Genomic DNA, 24,105 nt, shown 5'->3' on the forward strand with positions numbered 1-24,105 from the left:
AATACAGTATTATTGTATTAACAATATTAGAAATGCTTAAAAAGAAATTCATATTTAAATTAATTGGTAAAGGTGTACTACACATTTTATTTTGGTGTGCTGTACTCCTATTCTATACTTATTTTTTTGGTGTTGGCAGCAACAATTTTAATGATACACTTATATTCTCGTTGTTCTTAATGCCAATTACAATTGCAACTACTTATGTCTCTATTTATAAGCTAATACCAGATTACCTCATTACCAAACGCTATTTTAAGTTTGTAACTTATAGTATTTACACGTTAATTATTTCTGCATATTTAGTGATGGTTTCTATCTTTTTTAGTTTGATTTATTTATCGAATTTTAAATACAATGATATGAACCCACTTACGAGAAATATTCTGTTTGTAATGACAGGAATATATCTTGTTACAGTTATTGTAAGTGCATTTAAACTTATGAAGCTAAACATTAAAGCTTCAAAAAGAACCAAAACACTTGAAACTAAAATTTTAGAAACGCAACTTAAATTAAAAGAACAAGAGCTGAAGTATCTAAAAATGCAGATTCATCCTCACTTTTTATTTAACACATTAAATACCATGTATGGTTTTGCTTTAAAAAAGGCAGATGAAACGCCAGAAATGATATTAAAACTCTCTAATTTATTAGATTATTTGCTGTATCAAGTAGATAAACCATTTGTGAGTTTAAAGGATGAAATTAACCATATTGAAGACTATATTAGTTTAGAGCAAATGCGTTTTAGTGATACTTTGAATGTCACATTCTCAAAACATATAAATTCAGATGCCATTGAAATCGCTCCAATGCTATTCATACCTTTTGTAGAAAACAGCTTTAAACATGGTAAAATTATAAATGGTTGTTTAGATATTTCAATTCATATTGAAGCAAATACAGATACTATTGAATTCACTTTAAACAATAGTAGCACAAATGATTTAAACGCTACAGATGGCATAGGTTTGGAGAATATAAAAAAACGACTGGAGCTAATATATCCTAATAAACACAGAATTGTAATTCATAGAAATGATACTAATTTTGAAGTTTCATTGACGGTAAACCTTAAATCTGAATTAAAAAATGTCTAAATCCATATCTTGCATAATCGTTGATGATGAAATAATAGCAAGAGACATTATTGCGACTCACCTATCTAAAATTGAACGTATAAACGTAGTTGCCAAATGCAAAAACGCCATTGAAGCATTCAATTTTATAAATAATAACAAAGTAGACTTAATCTTTCTAGATATTAATATGCCCGAAATATCCGGAATATCATTCGCCAAATCCATAAACAGAGACATTAAAATTATTTTTACAACAGCGTATAGGGATTATGCAGTTGAAGGTTTTGATTTGCAAGCCGTAGATTATCTTTTAAAACCCATTGCCTTTGAGCGTTTACTCCAAGCCGTGAATCGTTATTTTGAAGTCAATTCAGCGTCTAACAACAACAAAATAGAGACAACAGAATCTAACGACTTTATATTTGTACGATCAGACCGTAAAATGATAAAAGTAGATTTTGATACTATTTTATATGTTGAAAGTTATAGCGATTATATAAAAATTCATCTAGATAATTCGGCTTCAAAAAACTCTGACAAGACTATAATAACAAGAGAAACTATAACATCTATAGAAGCTAAACTACCAAAAGCTCAATTTTTACGACTTCATCGGTCTTATATTGTCTGTATTGATAAAATTCAATCATTTACTAACGAACAAGTTACAGTTAATCGAAAAGCGCTTTCCATTAGTCGAACTTATAAGAAAGAAGTTTTGAAACGTCTAGAAAATTTTTAACTTTAAGAAAATAAATACCCAAATCTTAACGTTGTATAGCGAATGCTATGCTATTGAAAACCTGCTAAATGAGTGATTACCTGCACAGAACTATCCCAAATTTAAAGCCTTTTAGCTTTGAGCGTCATCACGATTCTCATTTTATAAATCAGCGTTGGGTATTGGTCAATGGTATTTCTAACAAAAAATCAATCTACACATTTAAAGACAATAACGTCCTTGAAATTTCTCGAAAAGATAACGTTATAAAAACTTCTTGGAATATCAATATCTTAAACAGCTTTTCTATTGAAACTGAAGATGGCTTAATTACTGTAGAAGCGTATTTTAAAGATGACGATATCTTAGTACTTAACAACTTAGACAAAGAAGAGTTTGCACTATACATTAATACCACTAACTATGATGACGAGGTAAATTCTGTTGAAGACATCAATACCTTTTTAAAAGAAAAGTACAAGAAAAAAGTTAGTACAATTATCTACGACCACAAATTCTATTACATAGAACAATCTAAAGAATATGGTCCTTTTAAAGTTGAAGAACTAGCAGAAAAAGTAAAATCTGGTGAAATTAGCGCCTATTGCTTTGTAAAGGACGTCAATGAATATGATTATAGTAAACGCATGCGTATTGAGGATTTATTGCACGAGCTGTAATATCATAACTATTCTATAATATTGAGACCACTGCAATATTTATTAATCACATTACCACATACATAAACCTATAATAATTAGTGCTTTAGATACTTCACTACAACTTAAAGAAGCTACCTTTCTCGTTTTTTCAACCTTATTATATTTTAAATTTTACCGACTTATTTGATCCATTTCAAATTACTAAATTCTTGTTAATATTTTATTTTTAATAGTAATACTATTATATTTGCAATCAAATAAATCAATTATGATAAACTTACTTTCAAATTTAAAAATTTCTGTACCAGATAAAATTTATATTAAAGACCCAGAATCTTCTAAATTGGGTAAGCGAATTATAGAGCACAGCATTCTGTTAATTAATGAAATAGGCTTTGACGGCTTCACTTTTAAAAAATTAGGCGTAAAAATAGGTTCTAACGAAAGTTCTATTTATCGCTATTTTGAAAGCAAACATAAGTTACTGTTATACCTTACCTCTTGGTATTGGGCTTGGATAGAATATCAAATGGTTTTTGCCACGTTTAATCTGCCAGACCCTCAAGAAAAACTTTTTAAAGCTATAGAAGTGATTACGAAAAGTATTGAGGAAGATGTGACGTTTTCTCATATCAATGAAATAGTTCTAAATAGAATTATTATCAATGAGAATTCTAAATCGTACTTAACAAAAGAAGTTGATAGTGAAAACAAGGAAGGTTATTTTGTGATTTACAAACGTATGATTCAGCGTTTGCGAGATATGATTACTGCTATTAATCCTGAATACAAATTCGCCACAAGTCTTGCAAGTACTGTTGTAGAAGGCGCATTACATCAACACTTTTTAAAAGAGCACTTTACCTCATTAACAGATTGTAATAATAATATTACACCAACCGATTTTTTTAAAGAGCTAACTATAAACGCTATTAGCAAGTAAAAACTATGAATAAAAAAGAAATTATGTCTCCTTGGCAAAGGCTTGTTGGCCTTTTAAAATTGGAGAAACGAGATTTACTTCAGGTTATCTATTACGCTATTTTCTCTGGTTTATTAGCATTAACCTTACCGTTAGGAATACAAGCAATTATCAATCTTTTACAAGGTGCACAAATAAGCACGTCTTGGGTGGTTTTGGTTGTTTTAGTAACTATTGGTGTTGCATTTGTTGGTATTTTACAACTTATGCAAATGCGAATTATTGAAACCATTCAACAACGCATCTTTACTAGAGCCTCTTTTGAATTTACGTACCGTTTTCCTAAAATGAAAATGAATGAGTTACGTAACAATTATCCGCCAGAATTAGCAAATCGTTTTTTTGACACTTTAAATATTCAGAAAGGGATGTCTAAGATTTTAGTAGATATTCCAGCTGCTATATTGCAGATTGTGTTTGCATTAATATTATTGTCTTTTTACCATCCGTTTTTTATTGCATTTGGTTTTCTATTGCTGATACTAATCTATATTGTTTTTAAGTTTACTGCGAGAAAAGGAATGGAAACCAGCCTTATGGAATCTAAGCATAAATATAAGGTCGCACATTGGATTCAAGAAGTCGCAAGAGCTGTTGTGAGTTTTAAACTATCTGGAAAAACAAGTTTAGCCATCAATAAGAATGACGATTTGGTTAATGATTATTTAATAGCGAGAGAAAGTCACTTTAGTGTTTTGGTTATTCAATTTATACAAATGATTGGCTTTAAAGTAGTCGTAACTGCTGGTCTCTTGCTAATAGGTGGATTACTAGTCTTAAATCAAGAAATGAATATTGGTCAGTTCGTTGCCGCAGAAATAATCATTTTATTAATCATTGCTTCTGTCGAAAAATTGATTTTAGGATTAGAATCATTTTACGATGTACTAACCTCTTTAGAGAAGATGGGCCAAATTGTAGATATGTCTCTTGAAAATCAAGAAGGTGACAAACCAGAATTTAAGGATGAGTTTAATATAGAATTAGACAACGTTTCTTATGGTGTTCCAGATAGAGAAGCTCACATTATTAAGGATGTTTCTTTAACTATTAAACCAAAAAGCAGACTTTTAATTAAAGGAGAAAGTGGTTCTGGGAAATCTAGTTTACTGCGTTTAATTGGTGGAATTATAGAGCCTTCTCACGGAAAGGTATACTTAGATAAATTTATGCTCAGTAATATCAACCTTAACCATTATAGATCACACTTAGGGTTATCATTAATAGACGAAACACCTTTTGAAGGCACTATTAGAGACAACATCACTTTTGGCAATAAAGACATCTCAGATGACCAATTAATGTGGGCTATTGAAAATGTTGGACTTTTTCAATTTATAAAAGAAAGCCCAAAAGGACTAAACACCATTTTATATCCTGAAGGCAAACAAATATCATTTACCATCGCTAAGAAAATTGTTTTAGCAAGAGCCATTGTTAGTCAACCAAAGGTTCTTATTCTAGAAGATCCTTTAGATCATTTTGAGCCAAAAGAAGTTAAGAGAATTATTTCATTTTTAACCAATGACTCTAATCCTTGGGCATTAGTTGTAGTGAGTCGATCAAATGACTGGTCTCAAAGTTGTACACAAGTTGTAACCCTTAAAAAAGGTGAAATCATTTAAAAAGAACGTTCCATGTTAAATATATCTAACAATCAATTACATAAATCGGTGAACCTATCAGATTCTAAATCTGGTAAACGGGTGTTTCACGATCGTTATTATAAGAATTTCAATAGGTTCTTATTGGTGTTTGCTATCATTGGTATTATCATTTTATTCTTGCCTTGGACGCAGAATATTACAAGTCGTGGTAATGTTACAACGCTTACGCCAGACCAAAGGCCACAAACTATTCAATCTCCAATTCCTGGTCGTATTGAGCAATGGTATGTTCGCGAAGGTGATTTTGTTGCAAAAGGCGATACTATTATGCAGATATCAGAAATTAAAAGCGAATATTTTGATCCAAATTTAGTAGAACGCACAGGACAACAGCGCGATGCAAAAGCACTATCAGTTGGGTCTTACGGTGAAAAGGTAAAAGCTTTAAATCGTCAAATAGGTGCATTATCTAATGAGCGTGGTTTAAAATTAGAGCAAGCAAAAAACAAACTCATTCAGTCACGCTACAAAGTGCAAAGTGATAGTATTGATTTAGAAGCTGCCATCACCAATAAAAAGATAGCACAATTGCAGTTTGATAGAACAGTAACTTTACAAGAAGAAGGTTTTAAGGCGACAAAAGATGTAGAAGATAAGCGTTTAAAACTTCAAGAAACCGAAGCTAAGTTGATATCGCAACAAAATAAATTGTTGGCTAGTAAAAACGAAGTTCTCAACGCTCAATTCGAAATTTCTCGAGTTAGTGCAGCCTATGCAGATAAAATATCAAAAGCTCAGAGCGATAAATTTACAGCACAATCTAGTCAGTTTGACACAGAAGCACAGGTTTCAAAATTAGATAATCAATATTCTAATTACCAAATGCGAAATGACTTACGCTTTATAAAAGCACCTTTTGATGGTTATATCAATAAAGCGATTAGAGGTGGTGTTGGTCAAACGTTTAAAGAAGGTGAAGCTCTTGTTGGTATGATGCCATCAAAAGTAGATTTAGCAGTAGAAACCTTTGTAGAACCAATAGATTTACCATTAATTAATATAGGCGAAAAAGTCCGTGTACAGTTTGATGGTTGGCCTGCCATTGTATTTAGCGGATGGCCAGACATTACTTACGGAACTTATGGTGCAAAAGTAGTCGCTGTTGAAAATTTCATTAGTGATAACGGTAAATTTAGAGTGCTTTTAGCACCAGATGAAGAAGAGTACAAATGGCCAAAAGATATTAGAGCAGGTTCTGGTGCCTATACTATGGCTTTATTAGAAGATGTACCAATTTGGTATGAGTTATGGAGGCAGCTTAATGGTTTTCCTCCAAATTATTACCAACCAAAAGCAGATTCAAATTCTAAAAAGAAGTAAAAGATGCGTATAATAATGACAATTATAGTGTTCAGCTTAGGCACTTTTGGGTATGCTCAAACAGAGGATTTATCTAATGTAATGCCCTTTAATGAATACTTAGGTTATGTGAAGAAATTCCATCCAATAGTAAAACAAGCCGAATTAGTTATAGACGAAAGTCAAGCAAAATTATTAAAATCGCGTGGTGCTTTTGACCCTAAGTTTGAAGTGGATTATAACCGTAAAAAATTCAAGAACTTAGAGTATTATGACAAACTTAATGGTACTTTTAAAATACCTACATGGTTTGGTGTTGAACTAAAAGCGGCTTTTGAGGAAAATTCTGGTGATTATCTAAATCCAGAATCTTACGTACCAGATGATGGTTTGTATAGTGCTGGCTTATCTGTACAATTAGCGCAAGGCTTATTAATTAACAATAGAATGGCATCGTTAAAGCAAGCTAAATTATTTAGAGAACAAGCCAAAGCTGATCGCGATATCTATGTCAATAACATTCTATTTGAAGCGTCGTTGGTCTATTTTAAGTGGCTTCAAGCTTATAACGAATTGGTTTTGTTTGAAGATATTTTGGTCAATGCAGAACTACGATTTAGAGGTATTCAAAAAGGTGTAGAAGTTGGCGAAAATGCTGAAATTGATGAAACTGAAGCTCGTATTGCTGTTAATAACAGAAAATTAGGTTTAGAGCAATCTAAAGTAAAGTTGATGAAAGCAGCTTTAGAATTGTCTAACTTTTTATGGTTAGAGAATAACATTCCAGTAGAACTACAACCAAATATGATACCTGATGTGAATTCAGAAGCAATTATAGATGCTACATTTAGTATTAACCAATTACAAACTGAATCAATGGCTTTAGAAACACATCCAAAAATGCGTTCTTTAGACTACAAGTTACAAGGTTTAGAAGTTGATAAACGTTTAAAAGCCAATAAATTATTGCCTAAAATAAATCTGGAATATAATTTCCTGTCTGAAACACCAGAAACAACAAACACCTTTAATACTGCCGAATATAAAAGCGTATTAAACCTTAGTTTTCCTTTGTTTTTAAGAAAAGAAAGAGGTGATTTAAAATTGGCAAAATTAAAATTACAAGACACAGAATACGAAAGAAATGCCACACGTGTTAATCTTGAAAATAAAATTATAGCTTTAAAGCAAGAACTAGAATCTTATGTAAAGCAAAATGAAATTACAACAGAAATGGTATCAGATTACGGAATGATGCTTAAGGCGGAAGAACGTAAATTTCAATTGGGCGAAAGCTCTTTGTTTTTAGTTAACTCTAGAGAATCTAAACTCATTGACGGACAATTAAAAGCCATTGCTATTCAGAATAAATTTTTCAACACCAAAGCAAAGTTATTTAATAGCTTAGCTGTGAATCCGGATATATAAACATCATTTTTGAAAACAAAAAAAGCGAAAATCAATTTAGATTTTCGCTTTTTTTAATTATTTACATACTGTTAATTACGCTTGCAATCCAGGAATGGCAACCATTTCATCGACATCTTTATCGTAATCAATGCCATCTACATTAAAACCAAAGAGATTAAAGAAATCAGTTTTATAACCTTCTAAATCACCAATTTCTGGTAAAGTTTCGGTTGTTGCTTCTTTCCAAAGCTCTAAAACTTTAGCTTGAATATCATCTCGCATTTCCCAATCATCCACTCTAATTCTTCCAGCTTCGTCTAATTGCAAATCTTCTGCATATAAACGCTCGTTAAACAAACGTTCTATTTGTTCAATACAACCTTCGTGAATGCCTTCCTCCTTCATTACTTTATATAATAATGAAATGTATAAAGGAATAACAGGAATTGCAGAACTTGCTTGCGTAACTAATGCTTTATTGACAGAAACGTAACCTTTTCCGTTGATATCTTTTAAAGCATCCGTAATTTTGAAAGCAGTTGCTTCTAAATCATCTTTTGCTCTACCTATAGTTCCTTTTCTATAAACCGCTTCCGTTAAAGAAGGGCCAATATAAGAATAGGCAACAGTTTTAAAATCTTCAGATAATACATTTTCAGATTTTAAAAGGTCAATCCACATTTGCCAATCTTCGCCTCCCATTACAGCAACTGTATTGTCTATATCATCACCAGAACTTGGCTCAATTGATATTTCTTTTACAACACCTGTATGAAAATCTACTGTATTATTAGTAAACGTACCTCCTATTGGCTTCAATACCGATTTAAAACGATTTCCTGTATCAGGATGTGTTCTTACTGGTGACGCTAAACTGTAAATTAATACATCAATTTTACCTAAATCTTCTTTAATTAATTTTAAAGTTTGTGCTTTAATTTCATGAGAAAAGGCATCACCATTTATACTCTTAGCATACAAGCCATCTTTATGAGCTTGTGTCTCAAAAGCGGCACTATTGTACCAACCTGGTGATGCTGGACGACCTTCTGTTGGTGGTTTTTCAAAAAACACACCAATTGTAGATGCATTAGATCCGTAAGCACTTGTAATTCTTGATGCTAAACCAAAGCCTGTAGATGCACCAATAACAAGTACATTTTTAGGACCATTTTTAGTTGGTTTAGACTTAATATATTCAATCTGATTTAATACATTTTGCTCACAACCTTTTGGGTGCGATGTTAAACATATAAATCCTCTAGTTTTTGGTTCTATTATCATATTTTAAAATCTAAACGTGTAAAGCTCTATCATCAGTTGCTGCTAAAGCGGCTTCTTTAATAGCTTCTGCAAATGTTGGGTGTGCGTGAGACATACGAGAAATATCTTCCGCAGATGCTCTAAATTCCATAGCTGTTACAGCTTCTGCAATTAAATCGGCACAACGTGCACCAATCATATGTACCCCTAAAACTTCATCTGTCTTTTTATCGGCTAAGATTTTTACAAATCCGTCAATATCTCCACTTGCTCTAGCTCTTCCTAAAGCTCTAAAAGGAAACTGACCCACTTTATATTCTACATTATCTGCTTTTAATTCTTCTTCTGTTTTACCAACAGCAGCTACTTCTGGCCATGTGTAAACCACACCTGGAATTAAGTTATAATCAATGTGTGGTTTTTGTCCTGCCATAGTTTCTGCAACAAAAACACCTTCTTCTTCAGCTTTATGTGCCAACATTGCACCTTTTATAACATCACCAATAGCGTAAATATTAGAGGCAGACGTTTGTAAATGTTCGTTTACTTCTACTTGTCCTCTATCATTTAATTTTACACCTGCAGCCTCAGCATTTAAACCTGCTGTATATGGCTTACGTCCAACAGACACTAAACAATAATCGCCTTTAAACTCAACAACTTCGCCTTTCTTGTTTTCAGCTTTTACAATCACCTCATCACCATTACGCTCAACAGATTGAACTTTATGAGACAACATCATTTTGCATTTAGCTTTCTTAAATACTTTATTTAATTCTTTAGATAAACCAGCATCCATAGTTGGTAAGATTCTGTCCATATATTCTATAACAGTAACCTCAGCACCTAAACGACGGTACACTTGCCCTAACTCTAAACCAATGACACCACCACCAATGATGATTAAGTGTTTTGGAATTTCTTTCAGTTTTAAAGCTTCCGTAGATGTAATAACACGCTCTTTGTCTAGTTTAATAAACGGCAAGTTACTTGGCTTACTTCCTGTGGCGATAATGATTTTTTTAGCTTCAATTTCTTGAGCATCTTTACCTTCAATTGTAATATGAGTAGCATCTTTAAAAGAACCCAATCCTTCAAATACATCAATATTATTTTTCTTCATTAAGAAATCAATTCCACCTGTAGTTTGGTCTACAACAGCTTGCTTACGACCAATCATTTTTTCTAAGTTCACTTTAATCTCACCTGGAATTTCGATTCCGTGTTCTTCAAAATGTTTTGTAGCTTCTTCATAATGATGAGAAGAACTTAATAAGGCTTTACTTGGAATACAACCTACATTTAAACACGTTCCTCCAAGTGTAGAATACTTTTCAATAATCGCAGTTTTCATGCCTAATTGTGCGCAACGTATTGCTGCTACATATCCACCAGGTCCAGAACCTATTACTGCTACATCGTATGATTTCATAAAGATATTTTTTATCTAATTAGATTTAATACAAACAAAAGTACAAATGTTTTGCGGGAAGGCAAACGGCTATGACCTTGAATTTATGATTTATGTTTTTAATCATAATAGATTTATTAATCCAAGATTGGGATTTTGGATCTTAATTATAACTTATATATTTCATAATGTTATTATATATTGAAGTATGTGTAACTTTATTCTTTAAATATTCTCCACCATATTAATAAAAAGACACTTTAGTTTTAATGCTCAGATTCGGCTAGAATCAAATTTTCTTAAAAATACTTAATCGTGAGTCTCTATTGCAAAAGTTATATTTCATTTTATCTTACCAAACTAAAATGACCTCTTAAAATTTTCCCATCTTTATATAAAATTGAATACCAATAATCGCTACTTGGTAAAAGTTTTCCATTATAATTACCACTCCAGCTCCAACCTGTTGAAGAATTATTCATTTTATTCATTGTTTTCCCATAACGATTAAAAATTATAACTTCTGAAACATTGTTTAACTCATTAGGCACAATCCAAAAATCATTTACTCCATCATCATTAGGTGTAAAAAACTGAGGAATAACATCTTTATATGATTCTGTTGTAAAACTTTCTTCTGAACAACCTATAGCATTACCATCGGCATTATATGGGATTATTGATACGTATATTGTATTGTCCTCTGGCAAATCTGCTAATAAATCATAAGTTAACACATTGCCCATATCCAAACTGTTTAATATATCGTTAACTCCAGAACTTGTGCCAACGGTTAAAATATATCCTGTAGCATTAGATACAGCATTCCAAAATAAATCGGTATTTACCAATACACTAGTAGAACCAGAACTTGGTGAATTTAGAGTGGTACAGTTTGGTAGAGCTAAAAGGTCTTCAGTTGTAAAAATCTCTTCTGAACAACCTGTAGCATCACCATCGGCACTGTATGGAATTACTGAAACATAAATTGTAGAATCCTCTGGTAAATCTGTTAGTAAATCATAAGTCAAAACATTACCAACATCTAATCCGTTTATTATATCAGTTCCACCTGTACTAGTTCCAACATTTAATATATAACCTGTTGCTCCAGCAACTGCTGTCCAAGATAAATCCGTATCAATTGCAACATTAGTTGTGCCCGAAGTAGGCGAACTCAAATTCGTACAATTGGGAGGAAACAAAAGGTCTTCAGTTGTAAAAATCTCTTCTGAACAACCTGTAGCATCACCATCGGCACTGTATGGAATTACCGAAACATAAATTGTAGAATCCTCTGGTAAATCTGCTGGTAAATCGTAAGTCAATACATTACCAACATCTAATCCGTTTATAATATCAAAACCTCCTGATTCGGAACCTACAGTAAGTGTATAACCTGTTGCATCTGCAACAGCGTTCCAGCTTATATCTGTACTAACAGAAACGTTTGTTGTTCCAGATAATGGGGAATTTAAATTCGTACAATCTAAGTTAAAAGGAAGGTCTCCTGTAATAAAACTTTCATGTGTACAACCATTAATAGCATCACCATTTGAATTATAAGGAATAATCCTAACAAATATTTGAGTATTTGGAGGTAAGTCAAAAGGTAAATCATAAATTAAAGAATTTCCGACATCAAACTCACCGAAGAAGATAGTGTTAGTTCCTAAATTTATTCTGTATCCAGTGGCATTTATAACTGAGTTCCAATTAAAATTTGTAGCAACAGAAACATCTATATCACCAGCCAACGGACTTATTAATGTTGTACATTCTGGTAGAATTAACTCTGTAACAAAACTCTCTTCAGCACAGCCTGCAGCTTCACCATCATTATTATAAGGTATAACAGTAACAAATATTTGAGTATTGTCTGGTAAATCCGATGGTAAATCATAAGTAAACACATTACCTACATCTAAAGCATTTATAATATCTGTGCTTCCAGAACTGGTACCAACCGTTAAGGTATAACCTGTAGCTTCTGAAACTGCAGCCCAAGATAAATCAGTATTCACAGAAATATCAACTGAGCCCGAAGTAGGCGAACTTAAACTGGTACAATTTGGAGGAAACAATAGGTCTTCTGTTGTAAAACTTTCTTCTGCACAACCTGTAGCATCACCATCGGCATTGTATGGAATAATTGATACATAAATTATAGTATTCTCTGGTAAATCCGATGGTAAATCATAAGTCAATACATTGTCAACATCTACAGCGTTTAGGATATCATTTCCTCCTGAACTTGTGCTAACCGATAAAATGTAACCTGTAGCTTCTGTAACTGCTGTCCATGTTAAATCAGTATCCACTGGGATATTGTCCGAGCCCGAAGTAGGCGAACTTAAACTGGTACAATTTGGAGGAAACAATAGGTCTTCTGTTGTAAAACTTTCTTCTGTACAAGCTGTGGCATCACCATCGGCATTATATGGAATTATTGACACATAAATTGTAGTATTCTCTGGCAAATTTGCCGGTAAATCATAAGTCAATACATTGCCAACATCTAATCCATTTATAATATCTGTACCTCCAGAACTCGTTCCAACTGTTATGGTATAACCTGTAGCACTTGCTACTGCTGTCCATGTGAAATTAGTGTCAATCGCTATATTAATGGAGCCTGACATAGGAGAACTGAGATTCGTACATGCCAACGGCGGTGTAATCGTTAATAAAAATTCTTCCTCAGAAAAACAAGTTGGACTTGCATAATCATAGATATAAAGCGTTATCGGATAACTAGGAAAATTAGCATAATTAATAACATCACTAGCATTGTAAACTGTCCCAGTGCCATCTGGCCCTGTATAATAGGCTTCATTACCTGTTAAGTTAGTTCCTGTTATCACAGGTAAGGTATAACTACCTGATGCCGTTTGGTCTAGTAAACCATCTACTGTTGGGCCAGCAAAACCACCATCAGAAATGCTCCAATTATAACTTGCAATCATATTGGCTCGTGCAGCTGCACCAGCACAATATTCACTGTAGCCTCCATCAAAAGGAACATTTAGGTTTAAATTTTGAGCATTCCAACCAATTAATAAGCTGTCATAATTTGCAATAGACAAGGTTACATTCATAAATATATTCATTGCAGTTTGTAAGCTAGTTACATTCCATGCTCCCAAATCCTGATCAAAACTAACAGCTGTAGCAAACATGGCATCCATAGTAGATACGTTTCCAGTATCCCAATTTCCTATATTTTGATTAAATAGATCTGCATCATGAAACATTGCATCCATCCGAGTTACATTACTAGTATCCCAAGATCCAATATCCTGATTAAAAGTATCTGCATTAAAAAACATCGCAGCCATGTTAGTTACACTACTCGTATTCCAACTACTAATATTTTGATTGAAAAGAAGTGCATAAGCGAACGTACCATCCATTCTATTAACATTTCCAGTATTCCAATTACTAAGGTTTTGATTGAATATATCTGTACGAAAGAACATACTATTCATATCAGTAACATTACTCGTATTCCAATTACCTATATCTTGATTAAAGATTGAAGCTTCAGCAAACATTTCACCCATAGTAGTTACGCTACTGGTATCCCATGCACTTATGTTTCCATTAAAATTATTAGCCACCCTAAACATGGTAAACATGTTAGTCACGTTACCAGTATTCCAACTGTTTAAATCCTGATTAAAACTTGAAGCTTCGTTAAACATTCCAGACATATTAGTAACTAAAGAAACATTCCAAGTGTTAATATCTTGATTGAATTGTTGTGCCAGAGCAAACGTCCTTGACATATTAGTGACGTTGCTTGTATCCCAAGACGTAATATCGTTGTTAAAAACGGTTGCTCCTTCAAATAACGATTCCATAGATTGAACATTTTCTGTGTTCCAATTCCAATTACCTATACCGCCTCCTAGGGAAGTTGCATTGGTAAACATGCGCCACATGGATGTAACACTACTAAGATTAGGTATGTCTGAAGCATTAATAACTAAGTTTGAACAGCCCTCAAAAGCTCTTTGCATAGACGTCCATAGGTTACAACCCCATTGATCTACAGACAATAGTTTTTGCGCATTTGCTGTATTAGAAGTCATATATATTCTTGGAAACGTACCTGTTATAGTAACTTGATAATTGTTAGCAATTACATAAGTATGACTTGTATCTCCTGTAGCTCCAACAGTTGTATTACCATCTCCCCAATCGATATTATAATTATAAATTTCACCCTCATTGCTAGTTGGTATGGTTATACTTTCATTAGGTGATATAGTTTCCCAAGTGGTGATAAACTCGCAGCCATCATCAATAGTTAATAAAAAGGATTCTTCTGAATAACAATCTGGACTTGGACTATCGTAAATATAAAGTGTTATTGGATATGATGGAAAATCTGAATAATTAATAACATCACCAGCAGTATATATTGTACCTGTACCATCTGGACCTGTGTAATAGGCTTCGTTACCCGAAAGGTTTACTCCTGTAATAGCTGGAAATGTAAAACTACCAGACGCGTTTTGATCTACTAAATCATCAATTGTTGGTCCTGCAAAACCACCGTCAGTAAAATTCCAGTTATCACTTGCAATCATATTAGCTCTTGCTGCTTCACCTTCACAATATCTACTAAAGCCTCCATTAAAATATAGGTTAGGTTGTAAATTTTGAGCATTCCAACCAATCAACAAACTATCATAATTTGCAATAGATAATGTATCATTAAAAAATATCGCATCAAAAACAGTGACATTCTCAACATTCCAATTACCTAAATCTTGATCAAAACTTATAGCATTGTAAAACATATTAAACATGTTTGTTACACCACTTGTATTCCAACTACCAATATTTTGATTAAAAACAATAGCATCATTAAACATTCTACTCATATTGATAACAGAACTCGTATCCCAATTTTCTAAATTTTGATTGAATGAACTACAACCGTTAAACATATTTGCCATATTAAGAACATTGGAAACATTCCAATTTCCTATATCTTGATTAAAATTAATGGCATCTTGAAACATATTCTGCATTGCTACCACGCTACTAGTGTCCCAAGATCCTATATCTTGATTAAAATTAGTGGCATCGTTAAACATAACTTGCATTGTGGTAACTGAACTAGTATCCCAAGTTCCTATATCTTGATTAAAATTAGTAGCATGGTTAAACATAGTAGACATTATTTCAACACTACTTGTAACCCAAGAACCTATATCTTGATTGAATGTTTCAGCACCAGAAAACATATTATACATATCTATTACACTACTTGTATCCCAACTTCCTATATCTTGGTTAAAAACACTTGCACCATGAAACATCCTGGCCATAGAGGTAACATTACCGGTATCCCAACTCCAATTACCTATTCCTCCTCCTAATGATGTACAATTAAAAAACATAGATTCCATTTCCGTGACAGAATATAAATTAGGAACGTCAGGGGCATTAACAACTAAATCTGTACATTCAGAAAAAGCACTATTCATAGTAATCCAGGAATTACATCCCCATTGATCAATAGCTTTAATTTTTGCTCTATTAACAGCAGTGCTCCCTCCAAAATAGATTCTTGGAAAAGTACCTGAGATAGTGACTTGATAAGTTCCAGCCGTTACATAACTATGTGTAGCATCTCCATTTTCTCCGGTGGTTATATTTCCATCTCCCCAATCTACATCGTAGTTGTAACCCATGCCAGTAGTTGGTATAGTAATGGAATCGTTTGGTGTAGTGGTTTCCCATGTGGTGATGAAAGGGTCTGGTTCTTGGGGAGTTGATTCATTTATATATAAATTTGAGATTGGGCCAAGACCAGTTATTAAAACATCAAGATCTCCATCATTTTCTATATCTACAAAATTTACTGAAGAATATATGGTATTGACAAAAGGCAAGCCTGTAACTTCCGTAAAAAAACCATAACAATCTTGGGAGTACAGTATGGTGTGCTGGCCTGCATTACTTCCTGTCATTAAAATATCCAAATTTCCATCTCCATCAACATCTGCTATGGCTGATTCACCAGAACCTACATTAAGAAATGAATCCGGAGTGTAATGATTAAAATTTCCTAATCCATCATTTATGAACAAATCTGTGAAATTAGCAGTATTAGAACTACCTGTCATGAAAATATCTTGATCCCCATCATTATCAATATCAGCGAAGTTTACTGAGCTATTACTAAGCCCAATAAATGGAGTTCCGCTGACCAATGAAAAATTCCCTGATCCGTCATTAGTATAAAGTTTTGTAGATCTTTGGTTAGCAGCTACTATTCCTGAAATTAAAACATCTAAATCTGAGTCCCCATCAACATCAGCAAAATCGACTGAAGAATAACTACTAACAATCTCAAATGGCTGCCCCATAGATTCTATAAAGTTACCACTCCCATCATTTACATACAGTTTAGTAACTGGATTACCACCCTCATTTCCAACCATTAGGACATCTAAGTCTAGATCGCCATCTACATCAGCAAATGCAACATGACTACCATAGATACCAACAAAAGATGTCCCTAAGGATAAGGTGAAGTTCCCAAATCCATCATTTAAATAAAGCTCTGTAACACCAGAGATTACTCCTCCATCTTCTCCAGTAATAAGAACATCCATGTCATTATCGCCATCTACATCTGCAAAATCTACAGTTCCATCACCTACGGGTGTAAAAGGTGTCCCTAGTACTAAAGAAAAATTCCCTAACCCATCATTTAAATAAAGTTTTGCATTATAACTAAGGGTGTTGTCATCCCAACCAATTATTAAGACATCCGAATAAGTATCACCATTGACATCTGCAAAAGCGGCGTCTCCACTAGTCACAGGTATAAATGGCACAGTAGTATCTTCCACAAAAGATATTTGAGCGTTTACAGTAAAATAAATAAGTGATATTAAGAAAAAAAGAGCCTTTACGCGAAAAGTATGCATAATTAGAATGTTGGTTAATAGCACTTTAAGTTATTAACAATAAATTAAACCCAAAAGATTTTAATCTTTAAAATTTAATGTTATTCGTCCAAATACTAATAATTAAGATGTACGTCTTTAAAGTATGAAAACGATAATTTCTACACACAAAAAATAACAACTAAATTACAAGTAGGACTTGAATCTAATAGTACTGCATCGCTAGATTGTAAAATGTATTATTCTGAAAAAAACTAATTTCTAAATGATACAATTTACATTACTCATTTGCCAATTTTAAAACCTCTTATTAAAGAACTTACTATTTAGTGTTTGCCTTCTAAATCCTCTAAAACCCATTCTAATTCCGGGTCCACATTATTTAATCGGTCTTTATATGTTGGAATTATCTCTACATCTGGTATTATACCATAACCATCTGGCGTTACTTTATTAGGTGCATCAATATGTGCCAATCCTATTCTTGCGCGTACTTTTGTGTTTGGTGCTTCGTAAATCTTATATAATCCGGCTACAGTTCCATTAAACGCTCCTCCTGTTTCTTCACCTACAAAAGTGGCACGATTATCTCCTCTTAATTTTGTAGATAACAAAGATGAAGCTGAAAAAGAATTACCATTAATAAGCACATAAATTTTCCCATTGTAGTTTAAAGGATTCGCCTCCTGAGCTTTAGAAGATTTAAACTTATAATACAATTTACCATCTTTTTTACTGGATTTTAAGGCATCCATAGTTGCCAAAATAGGAGAAAGAACTCCTCCTAAAACTTTTAAAGAATTTGGAGTAGAATTAGCCATTAAGCTTTTTAAAATTGGAAATCTAGTTTTTACCTCACTTGGATTTATCATAACAAAATCTTTATCCGTTAAATACGTATAGAGGTAAGTGATTTCTTTTAATCGTCCTCCAAAATTGTTTCGTAAATCAATAATTAAAGCATCAGCTTTTAATGAATCTATGGCTTTAAAACTCTCGTCATAAAAATCCTCGTACTTATTATTTGAAAAGCCTCTAATTTTTAATAACGCCACAGAACTATCCTTACCAATAAAATTCAGATTTCTGGTGTATTCATCTCTAGCAGCAATATAACCGAATTTGGCATTGTGTTTTCTTTTTGCTTTGCGCTCTAGCTTTTTCGTCTTTTTCTCTGCTTTAGTAAGTCTTATTTTTTTCTTTTTCTTTAAACTCAGCGTATCTAGAGAGATAGAATCCTTTTTTAAATTGGTGGTGTCCTTTTTAAGAACGCGTTTGTACATTTTTACAAATGTCGAATCTGAATTTCTCAACGTTAAAGTAATACTATCAAAACGGCCTTTGTCTTTGGCATAATAATCCATAAAACGATTTCCCGCCACACGTTGATGAAACGTGGTATTAAAACCATCTGAAGCAATAACCTTTGTATAGTCTCTAATTAAATCTTGTGGTTTTTCATCTTCAACCTTTAAAACTTCTGCATTGATTAAAACAGAATCATTTCCTCTTGCATTTACTATAAAAAGTTTGTCATCTAGATAATCAAAATCTAAATTATTGATGTCAAATTTTGTTTTATTTAAAGCCTTTCTTTCTTTTTTAGTAAATCTTTTACTTGGTGGCGACAATGACATGTGACCTTGACCTACATATTTAGTCACAGCAGCTAATTGCTTATAAAACGTTCTACTATCCATCGGTTCTGTAATGGCATGTTTTAAACTATCGAATTTAAAGTCTAAGATTTCTTTAGAGGCAAATTGATATAAATGCGGATGGTTACGTTGCAACTGCTCGTACACTTTATCTACATCTTCATGCAAGTCTTCAACAGGATGCAATTTTGTAACTTGGAGATTGTGTTTTTCAACACTACCACAAGATGCTAATAAGAATACGACACAAAACGTAAGTAAGATTTTTTGTTTCATAGGATGTTTTTTGATTAAGAAATTAATTGATGACTACATTATACAATCTAATAGTATAGACGTAAAAATATAAAGAATGGTTGCTTCAACATATTTTTTTAGAATGAGAATTGTAGGTTTTCCTGTAATTTAGAATAAGAAAAGTCTACTATAATAGAGATTCAGCATAAAAAAAGTCCAAACTTTTAGACTAAATGAATAATCTAAACGAATGGACATATTTTCCCTAAGTTGCTAATAGCATTTCAAAGTTGCATTTTATTTTACAACCTCACAATACTCAATTTGAGTATTTAACTTACTTATAACCAGTGCTGATTTGTTTTTAACATGCCGATAAGTTCTCCAGTTGAAGAAATATTTAATTTTTTTAGAATATTCCTTCTATGCGTATCTACAGTATGAGAACTTATATTAAGTTTCTCTGAAATTTCTTTACTTGTTTGGTTTAAAACCAGTAATCGTACCACATCGCGCTCTCTATTACTAATACCCTCATTTAATAATTTTTGAGAGTAATTATTAAAATAGATGGTTTCATATTCGTTATTAGCATTGAGTAATTTGGCAGATGCTGTTATTTCCATTTTAATATTTGCATCTAAAACCGTGTAATGCGCTAAGCCTATTACAGGTTTCCCTGCTGAATCGAAAGCCAAAGGTGTTGTATTCTGAATAATATTTACATAAATACCATCGGCATTTTTAATTCTAAAATTCCATGTATAATTGGCGTCTTTCCGCTTCACTTCCGGAATCTCACTCAACGTAAATTCCATTAAGGTATTCAGCGCTTCTAACCATGCGTCTATATCATCTGGATGGATACGTCTCCAAAAATAGCGCATGCCTTGTGCTTTTAGGTCATCTGGATCAAGGCCTAAACAAGCATGATAGTTTTTACTTATATATTCAAAAGTTAAATCTTGAGTATTAGTGATGCAGAAAAATGTAGAACTGTAAGGTAAATATTCATCTAACTCCAAGAATTTTTCTATATGCTCTTTTAGAAAAGGCTTATCGTAAGATTTAAAGATAAATTTATACAAATCTTTAATATGTGCTTGTCTCATATTGTAAAACTATAAAATTTATTGAAAAGAAAATTACATAATTTCCTCAAATTAAGCGTATTTCTTACTGTTAAAATCAAAGTAGTAAGTTATTTTTAAAGTGTAATAGCTGTAGTGTGTTTCACTTCATTTATCATAAACATACTATGTGTACTGCCAATATGGTCAATTTTGGTCAATTTTTCTACCATAAACTCACGGAAAGACTTCATGTCCTTCACTAAAACCTTTAATAAGTAATCATAATCACCACTGAGATGGTAACATTCTAATACTTCGTTTAATAAGTTGACTTCACGTTCAAATTTTACAACGTACTCTTGAGAATGCTGTACCAATTTAATATGGCAAAACGCTACAAAATCCTTTTGCACTTTACTTTTATCAACTAACGCGACATAATTTTTTACGATACCATTTTTTTCGAGCTTTCTTATACGCTCGTACACGGCAGTTACCGACAAATTGAGTTGGTGTGCCAAAGCTTTATTGGTTTGCTTACTATCGTTTTGCAGTAAATGCAGAAGTTTTCTATCAATTTCATCAAAAACCATACTTGTCTTTTTTTCGGAATGAATGTAATTCTAAATAAAAGTAACGAAAATATAACTATCCAAATACATTATAATAGTTTATTTATCTAAAGTTACAGTACTACATTGACAATTACTCTAAAATAAACGATTTTTGATGGTATAAACAAACTAGATAATTATGAAATTTAAACCAGCTAACAATATTCAAGATTTACAATACTTTGGAGAATTCGGAGGTGTGAACCCTTCTATTTCAGATTCATCTACCTATACATTTTTATCAGCAAAAACCATGTTCGATACGTTTGAAGGTAATGCTGATGGTTGTTACTTATACTCACGTCACTCTTCGCCTTCTAATTTATATTTAGGTGAAGCCTTAGCAGCAATGGAAGGTACAGAAACAGCAACAGTTACTGCTTCTGGTATGGGAGCAATTACCCCTGTATTATTGCAACTTTGTGATGCTGGCGAACATGTTGTAAGTAGCAGAACTATTTATGGAGGAACTTATGCGTTCTTAAAAAACTTTACACCACGTTTAGGTATTGAAACGACGTTTGTAGATATCACAAAACTAGATGTTGTAGAAGCAGCCATCACACCAAAAACAAAAGTATTGTTTTGCGAAACTGTGAGTAACCCATTATTAGAGGTTGCTGACATCAAAGGTTTAGCAAAATTAGCGAAGAAACACAACATTAAATTGGTCGTAGATAACACATTTTCTCCGTTATCAATTTCACCAATTAACCTAGGTGCAGATGTCGTTATTCATAGTTTAACCAAATTTATCAATGGATCTTCAGATACTGTTGGAGGTGTTGTATGTGGTACGCAAGAATTAATCGACGATTTAAGAAACGTAAACAGTGGCGCTGCTATGTTACTAGGTTCTACAATGGACAGCATGCGTTCTGCTTCAGTTTTAAAGAATTTAAGAACATTGCATATTAGAATGATGCAACACAGTTATAATGCGACCTATTTAGCAGAAAAATTTGAAAATGACGGTTTAAAAACGGTATACCCAGGTTTAGCGTCTCACCCATCACATGAGTTGTTTAAATCTATGATGAATGAAAAATACGGTTATGGTGGTATGTTAACTGTAGACGTTGGTTCTATAGATAAGGCTAATGCGTTAATGGAATTAATGCAAGAACGTAACTTAGGCTATTTGGCTGTAAGTTTAGGATTTTACAAAACCTTATTTAGCGCACCAGGAAGTTCTACATCTTCAGAGATTCCTGAAGATGAGCAAGCAGCAATGGGCTTAAGCGATGGTTTAATTCGTTTTTCTATAGGGTTAGATGCCGATATTGAGCGTACTTACGACATGATGAAAACATGCATGAAAGAATTAGATATTCTTTAAGCAAAAAACACACCTATATAATTAAAGGTTAGATTCTTATACTACAATAAGAATCTAACCCTTTTTTTTGTGGTACATTCTATGATTCGTATTCAATTTGCAAATGGCTTAACAAAATCGTAACATTACAGAACTAAACTGACTAAAAGAAATTTAATGGAGAGCCAAGATATTAAACCTAGACAGCCACAAGATGAACATATAGTGGAAAATAAAGAACTAAATATATGGGAAGCTCTCATTCCTGTAATTGCCTTAGTTGCAATGCTAGCCTTCAATGTATTTGTTTATGGTGATGATGCCTTAAGTGGTAGTAATCAATTTGTCTTGCTACTTGGTGCCGCTGTTGCCGCGATTGTAGGTTATTTTAATAAAGTTTCTTTTAATCAAATGATTGAAGAAGTTGCCGAAAACATTAAATCAACCTCTGGTGCTATCATAATTCTTTTAATGGTAGGCGCATTAGCCGGAACATGGTTAATCAGTGGTATTATACCTGCAATGATTTACTATGGCTTACAAATTTTAAACCCTACAATATTTCTAGCTGCTTGCGTTGTTATTTGTGCCATTATTTCTATTGCTACTGGGAGTTCTTGGACCACCTCTGCAACAGTTGGTATTGCTCTTATAGGTATAGGAGAAGCACTTGGTGTTTCATTAGGTATGACAGCAGGTGCTGTTCTCTCTGGTGCTTATTTTGGTGATAAAATGTCACCTTTAAGTGATACAACAAACTTAGCGCCTGCTATGGCAGGTGGTGAACTCTTTTCGCATATTAAATACATGACGCTTACAACGGTACCAACTATCATCGTTACACTAATTGTTTTTATCATTTTAGGTTTTACACAAAACACTGAAGGTGCTGCAGACACTTCTACTTTAATCAATGACATTGACAAAACATTTAATATTTCTGGATGGCTATTTTTGGTTCCTATATTTGTTATTTTTCTTATCGTAAAAAAAACCTCTCCGCTTGTAGCCTTGTTAATAGGAACTTTACTTGGCGGTGTTTTTGCCTTAATATTTCAACCGCATATTGTAGCTCAAATTGCTGGTGTAGAAACTTTAACTTTAGAATCTGCTTATAAAGGTGTAATGAATGCAATAACAGTAAATACGAGTATTGAAACAGATAATGAAACTTTAAAAAGCTTGTTTGCTGCTTCAGGAAAAGGTATGAGCGGTATGCTAGGTACTATTTGGCTAATTATTTGTGCAATGACCTTTGGAGGTATTATGGATGCCATTGGAGCATTGTCAAAAATCAGTAAAGCATTACTAAGTTTAGCGTCTTCTACTTTTGGGTTATTTGCAAGTACAGTTGCTAGTTGTTTAGCTTTAAACGTTACTGCATCAGATCAATACTTAGCATTAGTAGTGCCTGGAAAAATGTTCAAACAAGCCTATGAAGATAAAGGCTTAGCACCTGAAAACTTAAGTCGTACGTTAGAAGATTCTGGTACGGTAACTTCTGTACTTATTCCTTGGAACACTTGTGGTGCTTACCAAAGTGGTGTTTTAGGGGTTGGTGTTGGTGAATATTTCATCTATGCTATTTTTAATTGGCTAAGTCCAATCACAACATTAATTTTTGCTGCATTTAGAATTAAAATAAAAATGTTAACAAAAAAATATAGTTAATACTTCAAGCATTTCCTTCTTTAATTATCAAGTTGACATTTTAAAGCAACTAATATTGTCATTATAGCAATATTTAGACCTGTTTTTTGATGCCATATACAC

The 24,105-nt window shown here is 32.9% G+C and carries 15 protein-coding genes; 9 read left to right on the forward strand and 6 right to left on the reverse strand.

Annotated features, from left to right (window positions below):
• The first annotated feature begins 32 nt into the window (after positions 1-32).
• From Q0807_RS14250 to Q0807_RS14280, 7 genes are all read left to right on the forward strand, one after another.
• The gene (locus Q0807_RS14250; RefSeq protein ID WP_299110876.1) at positions 33-1,103 is read left to right on the forward strand and encodes a sensor histidine kinase; all 1,071 of its coding nucleotides are present in this window, start codon (positions 33-35) and stop codon (positions 1,101-1,103) included.
• Positions 1,096-1,827 (forward strand): LytTR family DNA-binding domain-containing protein, encoded by a 732-nt coding sequence (locus tag Q0807_RS14255; RefSeq protein WP_299110877.1) that lies wholly within the window; start codon positions 1,096-1,098, stop codon positions 1,825-1,827. The genes Q0807_RS14250 and Q0807_RS14255 overlap by 8 nt, the downstream gene beginning before the upstream one ends.
• Positions 1,828-1,895: 68 nt before the next feature.
• Positions 1,896-2,486 (forward strand): hypothetical protein, encoded by a 591-nt coding sequence (locus Q0807_RS14260; protein WP_299110878.1) that lies wholly within the window; start codon positions 1,896-1,898, stop codon positions 2,484-2,486.
• Between the two features lie 250 nt (positions 2,487-2,736).
• A complete protein-coding gene (locus tag Q0807_RS14265) occupies positions 2,737-3,411 on the forward strand; it encodes a TetR/AcrR family transcriptional regulator (RefSeq protein WP_299110879.1) in 675 nt (224 codons plus the stop codon).
• Between the two features lie 5 nt (positions 3,412-3,416).
• Entirely contained in the window at positions 3,417-5,075 is a 1,659-nt protein-coding gene (locus Q0807_RS14270) for a peptidase domain-containing ABC transporter (protein ID WP_299110880.1), read from the forward strand.
• A 12-nt stretch (positions 5,076-5,087) separates the two neighbouring features.
• Entirely contained in the window at positions 5,088-6,437 is a 1,350-nt protein-coding gene (locus Q0807_RS14275) for an HlyD family secretion protein (RefSeq protein ID WP_299110881.1), read from the forward strand.
• Between the two features lie 3 nt (positions 6,438-6,440).
• Positions 6,441-7,844: a TolC family protein gene (locus Q0807_RS14280; RefSeq protein WP_299110882.1), complete on the forward strand. Its 1,404-nt coding sequence runs from the start codon at positions 6,441-6,443 to the stop codon at positions 7,842-7,844.
• A 75-nt stretch (positions 7,845-7,919) separates the two neighbouring features.
• Here the strand turns inward: Q0807_RS14280 and fabV are convergent, their stop codons facing one another.
• The 6 genes from fabV to Q0807_RS14310 form a co-directional block, all read right to left on the reverse strand.
• The gene (gene fabV / locus Q0807_RS14285; protein WP_299110884.1) at positions 7,920-9,110 is read right to left on the reverse strand and encodes an enoyl-ACP reductase FabV; all 1,191 of its coding nucleotides are present in this window, start codon (positions 9,108-9,110) and stop codon (positions 7,920-7,922) included.
• Between the two features lie 10 nt (positions 9,111-9,120).
• Positions 9,121-10,521: a dihydrolipoyl dehydrogenase gene (gene lpdA / locus Q0807_RS14290; RefSeq protein ID WP_299110887.1), complete on the reverse strand. Its 1,401-nt coding sequence runs from the start codon at positions 10,519-10,521 to the stop codon at positions 9,121-9,123.
• 326 nt (positions 10,522-10,847) lie between these two features.
• On the reverse strand, positions 10,848-17,453 hold the full coding sequence (locus Q0807_RS14295; RefSeq protein ID WP_299110889.1) for a BspA family leucine-rich repeat surface protein: 6,606 nt from the start codon (positions 17,451-17,453) through the stop codon (positions 10,848-10,850).
• Between the two features lie 305 nt (positions 17,454-17,758).
• The gene (locus tag Q0807_RS14300) at positions 17,759-19,366 is read right to left on the reverse strand and encodes a S41 family peptidase (protein WP_299110892.1); all 1,608 of its coding nucleotides are present in this window, start codon (positions 19,364-19,366) and stop codon (positions 17,759-17,761) included.
• 302 nt (positions 19,367-19,668) lie between these two features.
• A complete protein-coding gene (locus tag Q0807_RS14305) occupies positions 19,669-20,439 on the reverse strand; it encodes a LuxR C-terminal-related transcriptional regulator (RefSeq protein WP_299110893.1) in 771 nt (256 codons plus the stop codon).
• A gap of 95 nt (positions 20,440-20,534) precedes the next feature.
• Positions 20,535-20,993 carry an Lrp/AsnC family transcriptional regulator gene (locus Q0807_RS14310; RefSeq protein WP_299110895.1) on the reverse strand — a complete coding sequence of 153 codons (459 nt, stop codon included), beginning with the start codon at positions 20,991-20,993 and terminating at the stop codon, positions 20,535-20,537.
• Positions 20,994-21,153: 160 nt separating this feature from the next.
• Between Q0807_RS14310 and Q0807_RS14315 the strand changes: the two genes are divergently transcribed.
• Together Q0807_RS14315 and nhaC are read left to right on the forward strand one after the other, a co-directional pair.
• Positions 21,154-22,353: an aminotransferase class I/II-fold pyridoxal phosphate-dependent enzyme gene (locus tag Q0807_RS14315; RefSeq protein ID WP_299110897.1), complete on the forward strand. Its 1,200-nt coding sequence runs from the start codon at positions 21,154-21,156 to the stop codon at positions 22,351-22,353.
• Positions 22,354-22,509: 156 nt separating this feature from the next.
• The gene (nhaC, locus tag Q0807_RS14320) at positions 22,510-24,003 is read left to right on the forward strand and encodes a Na+/H+ antiporter NhaC (protein WP_299110899.1); all 1,494 of its coding nucleotides are present in this window, start codon (positions 22,510-22,512) and stop codon (positions 24,001-24,003) included.
• Positions 24,004-24,105: the final 102 nt, after the last annotated feature.

It is taken from the genome of uncultured Winogradskyella sp. (assembly GCF_947495255.1).
Classification (GTDB): domain Bacteria; phylum Bacteroidota; class Bacteroidia; order Flavobacteriales; family Flavobacteriaceae; genus Winogradskyella.

Excerpts from the sequence above, each read along its gene's own strand:
- Q0807_RS14250 (WP_299110876.1), top strand. The coding sequence starts at position 33 with ATGCTTAAAAAGAAATTCATATTTAAATTAATTGGTAAAGGTGTACTA.
- Q0807_RS14255 (WP_299110877.1), top strand. The coding sequence starts at position 1,096 with ATGTCTAAATCCATATCTTGCATAATCGTTGATGATGAAATAATAGCA.
- Q0807_RS14260 (WP_299110878.1), top strand. The coding sequence starts at position 1,896 with ATGAGTGATTACCTGCACAGAACTATCCCAAATTTAAAGCCTTTTAGC.
- Q0807_RS14265 (WP_299110879.1), top strand. The coding sequence starts at position 2,737 with ATGATAAACTTACTTTCAAATTTAAAAATTTCTGTACCAGATAAAATT.
- Q0807_RS14270 (WP_299110880.1), top strand. The coding sequence starts at position 3,417 with ATGAATAAAAAAGAAATTATGTCTCCTTGGCAAAGGCTTGTTGGCCTT.
- Q0807_RS14275 (WP_299110881.1), top strand. The coding sequence starts at position 5,088 with ATGTTAAATATATCTAACAATCAATTACATAAATCGGTGAACCTATCA.
- Q0807_RS14280 (WP_299110882.1), top strand. The coding sequence starts at position 6,441 with ATGCGTATAATAATGACAATTATAGTGTTCAGCTTAGGCACTTTTGGG.
- fabV (WP_299110884.1), bottom strand. The coding sequence starts at position 9,110 with ATGATAATAGAACCAAAAACTAGAGGATTTATATGTTTAACATCGCAC.
- lpdA (WP_299110887.1), bottom strand. The coding sequence starts at position 10,521 with ATGAAATCATACGATGTAGCAGTAATAGGTTCTGGACCTGGTGGATAT.
- Q0807_RS14295 (WP_299110889.1), bottom strand. The coding sequence starts at position 17,453 with ATGCATACTTTTCGCGTAAAGGCTCTTTTTTTCTTAATATCACTTATT.
- Q0807_RS14300 (WP_299110892.1), bottom strand. The coding sequence starts at position 19,366 with ATGAAACAAAAAATCTTACTTACGTTTTGTGTCGTATTCTTATTAGCA.
- Q0807_RS14305 (WP_299110893.1), bottom strand. The coding sequence starts at position 20,439 with ATGAGACAAGCACATATTAAAGATTTGTATAAATTTATCTTTAAATCT.
- Q0807_RS14310 (WP_299110895.1), bottom strand. The coding sequence starts at position 20,993 with ATGGTTTTTGATGAAATTGATAGAAAACTTCTGCATTTACTGCAAAAC.
- Q0807_RS14315 (WP_299110897.1), top strand. The coding sequence starts at position 21,154 with ATGAAATTTAAACCAGCTAACAATATTCAAGATTTACAATACTTTGGA.
- nhaC (WP_299110899.1), top strand. The coding sequence starts at position 22,510 with ATGGAGAGCCAAGATATTAAACCTAGACAGCCACAAGATGAACATATA.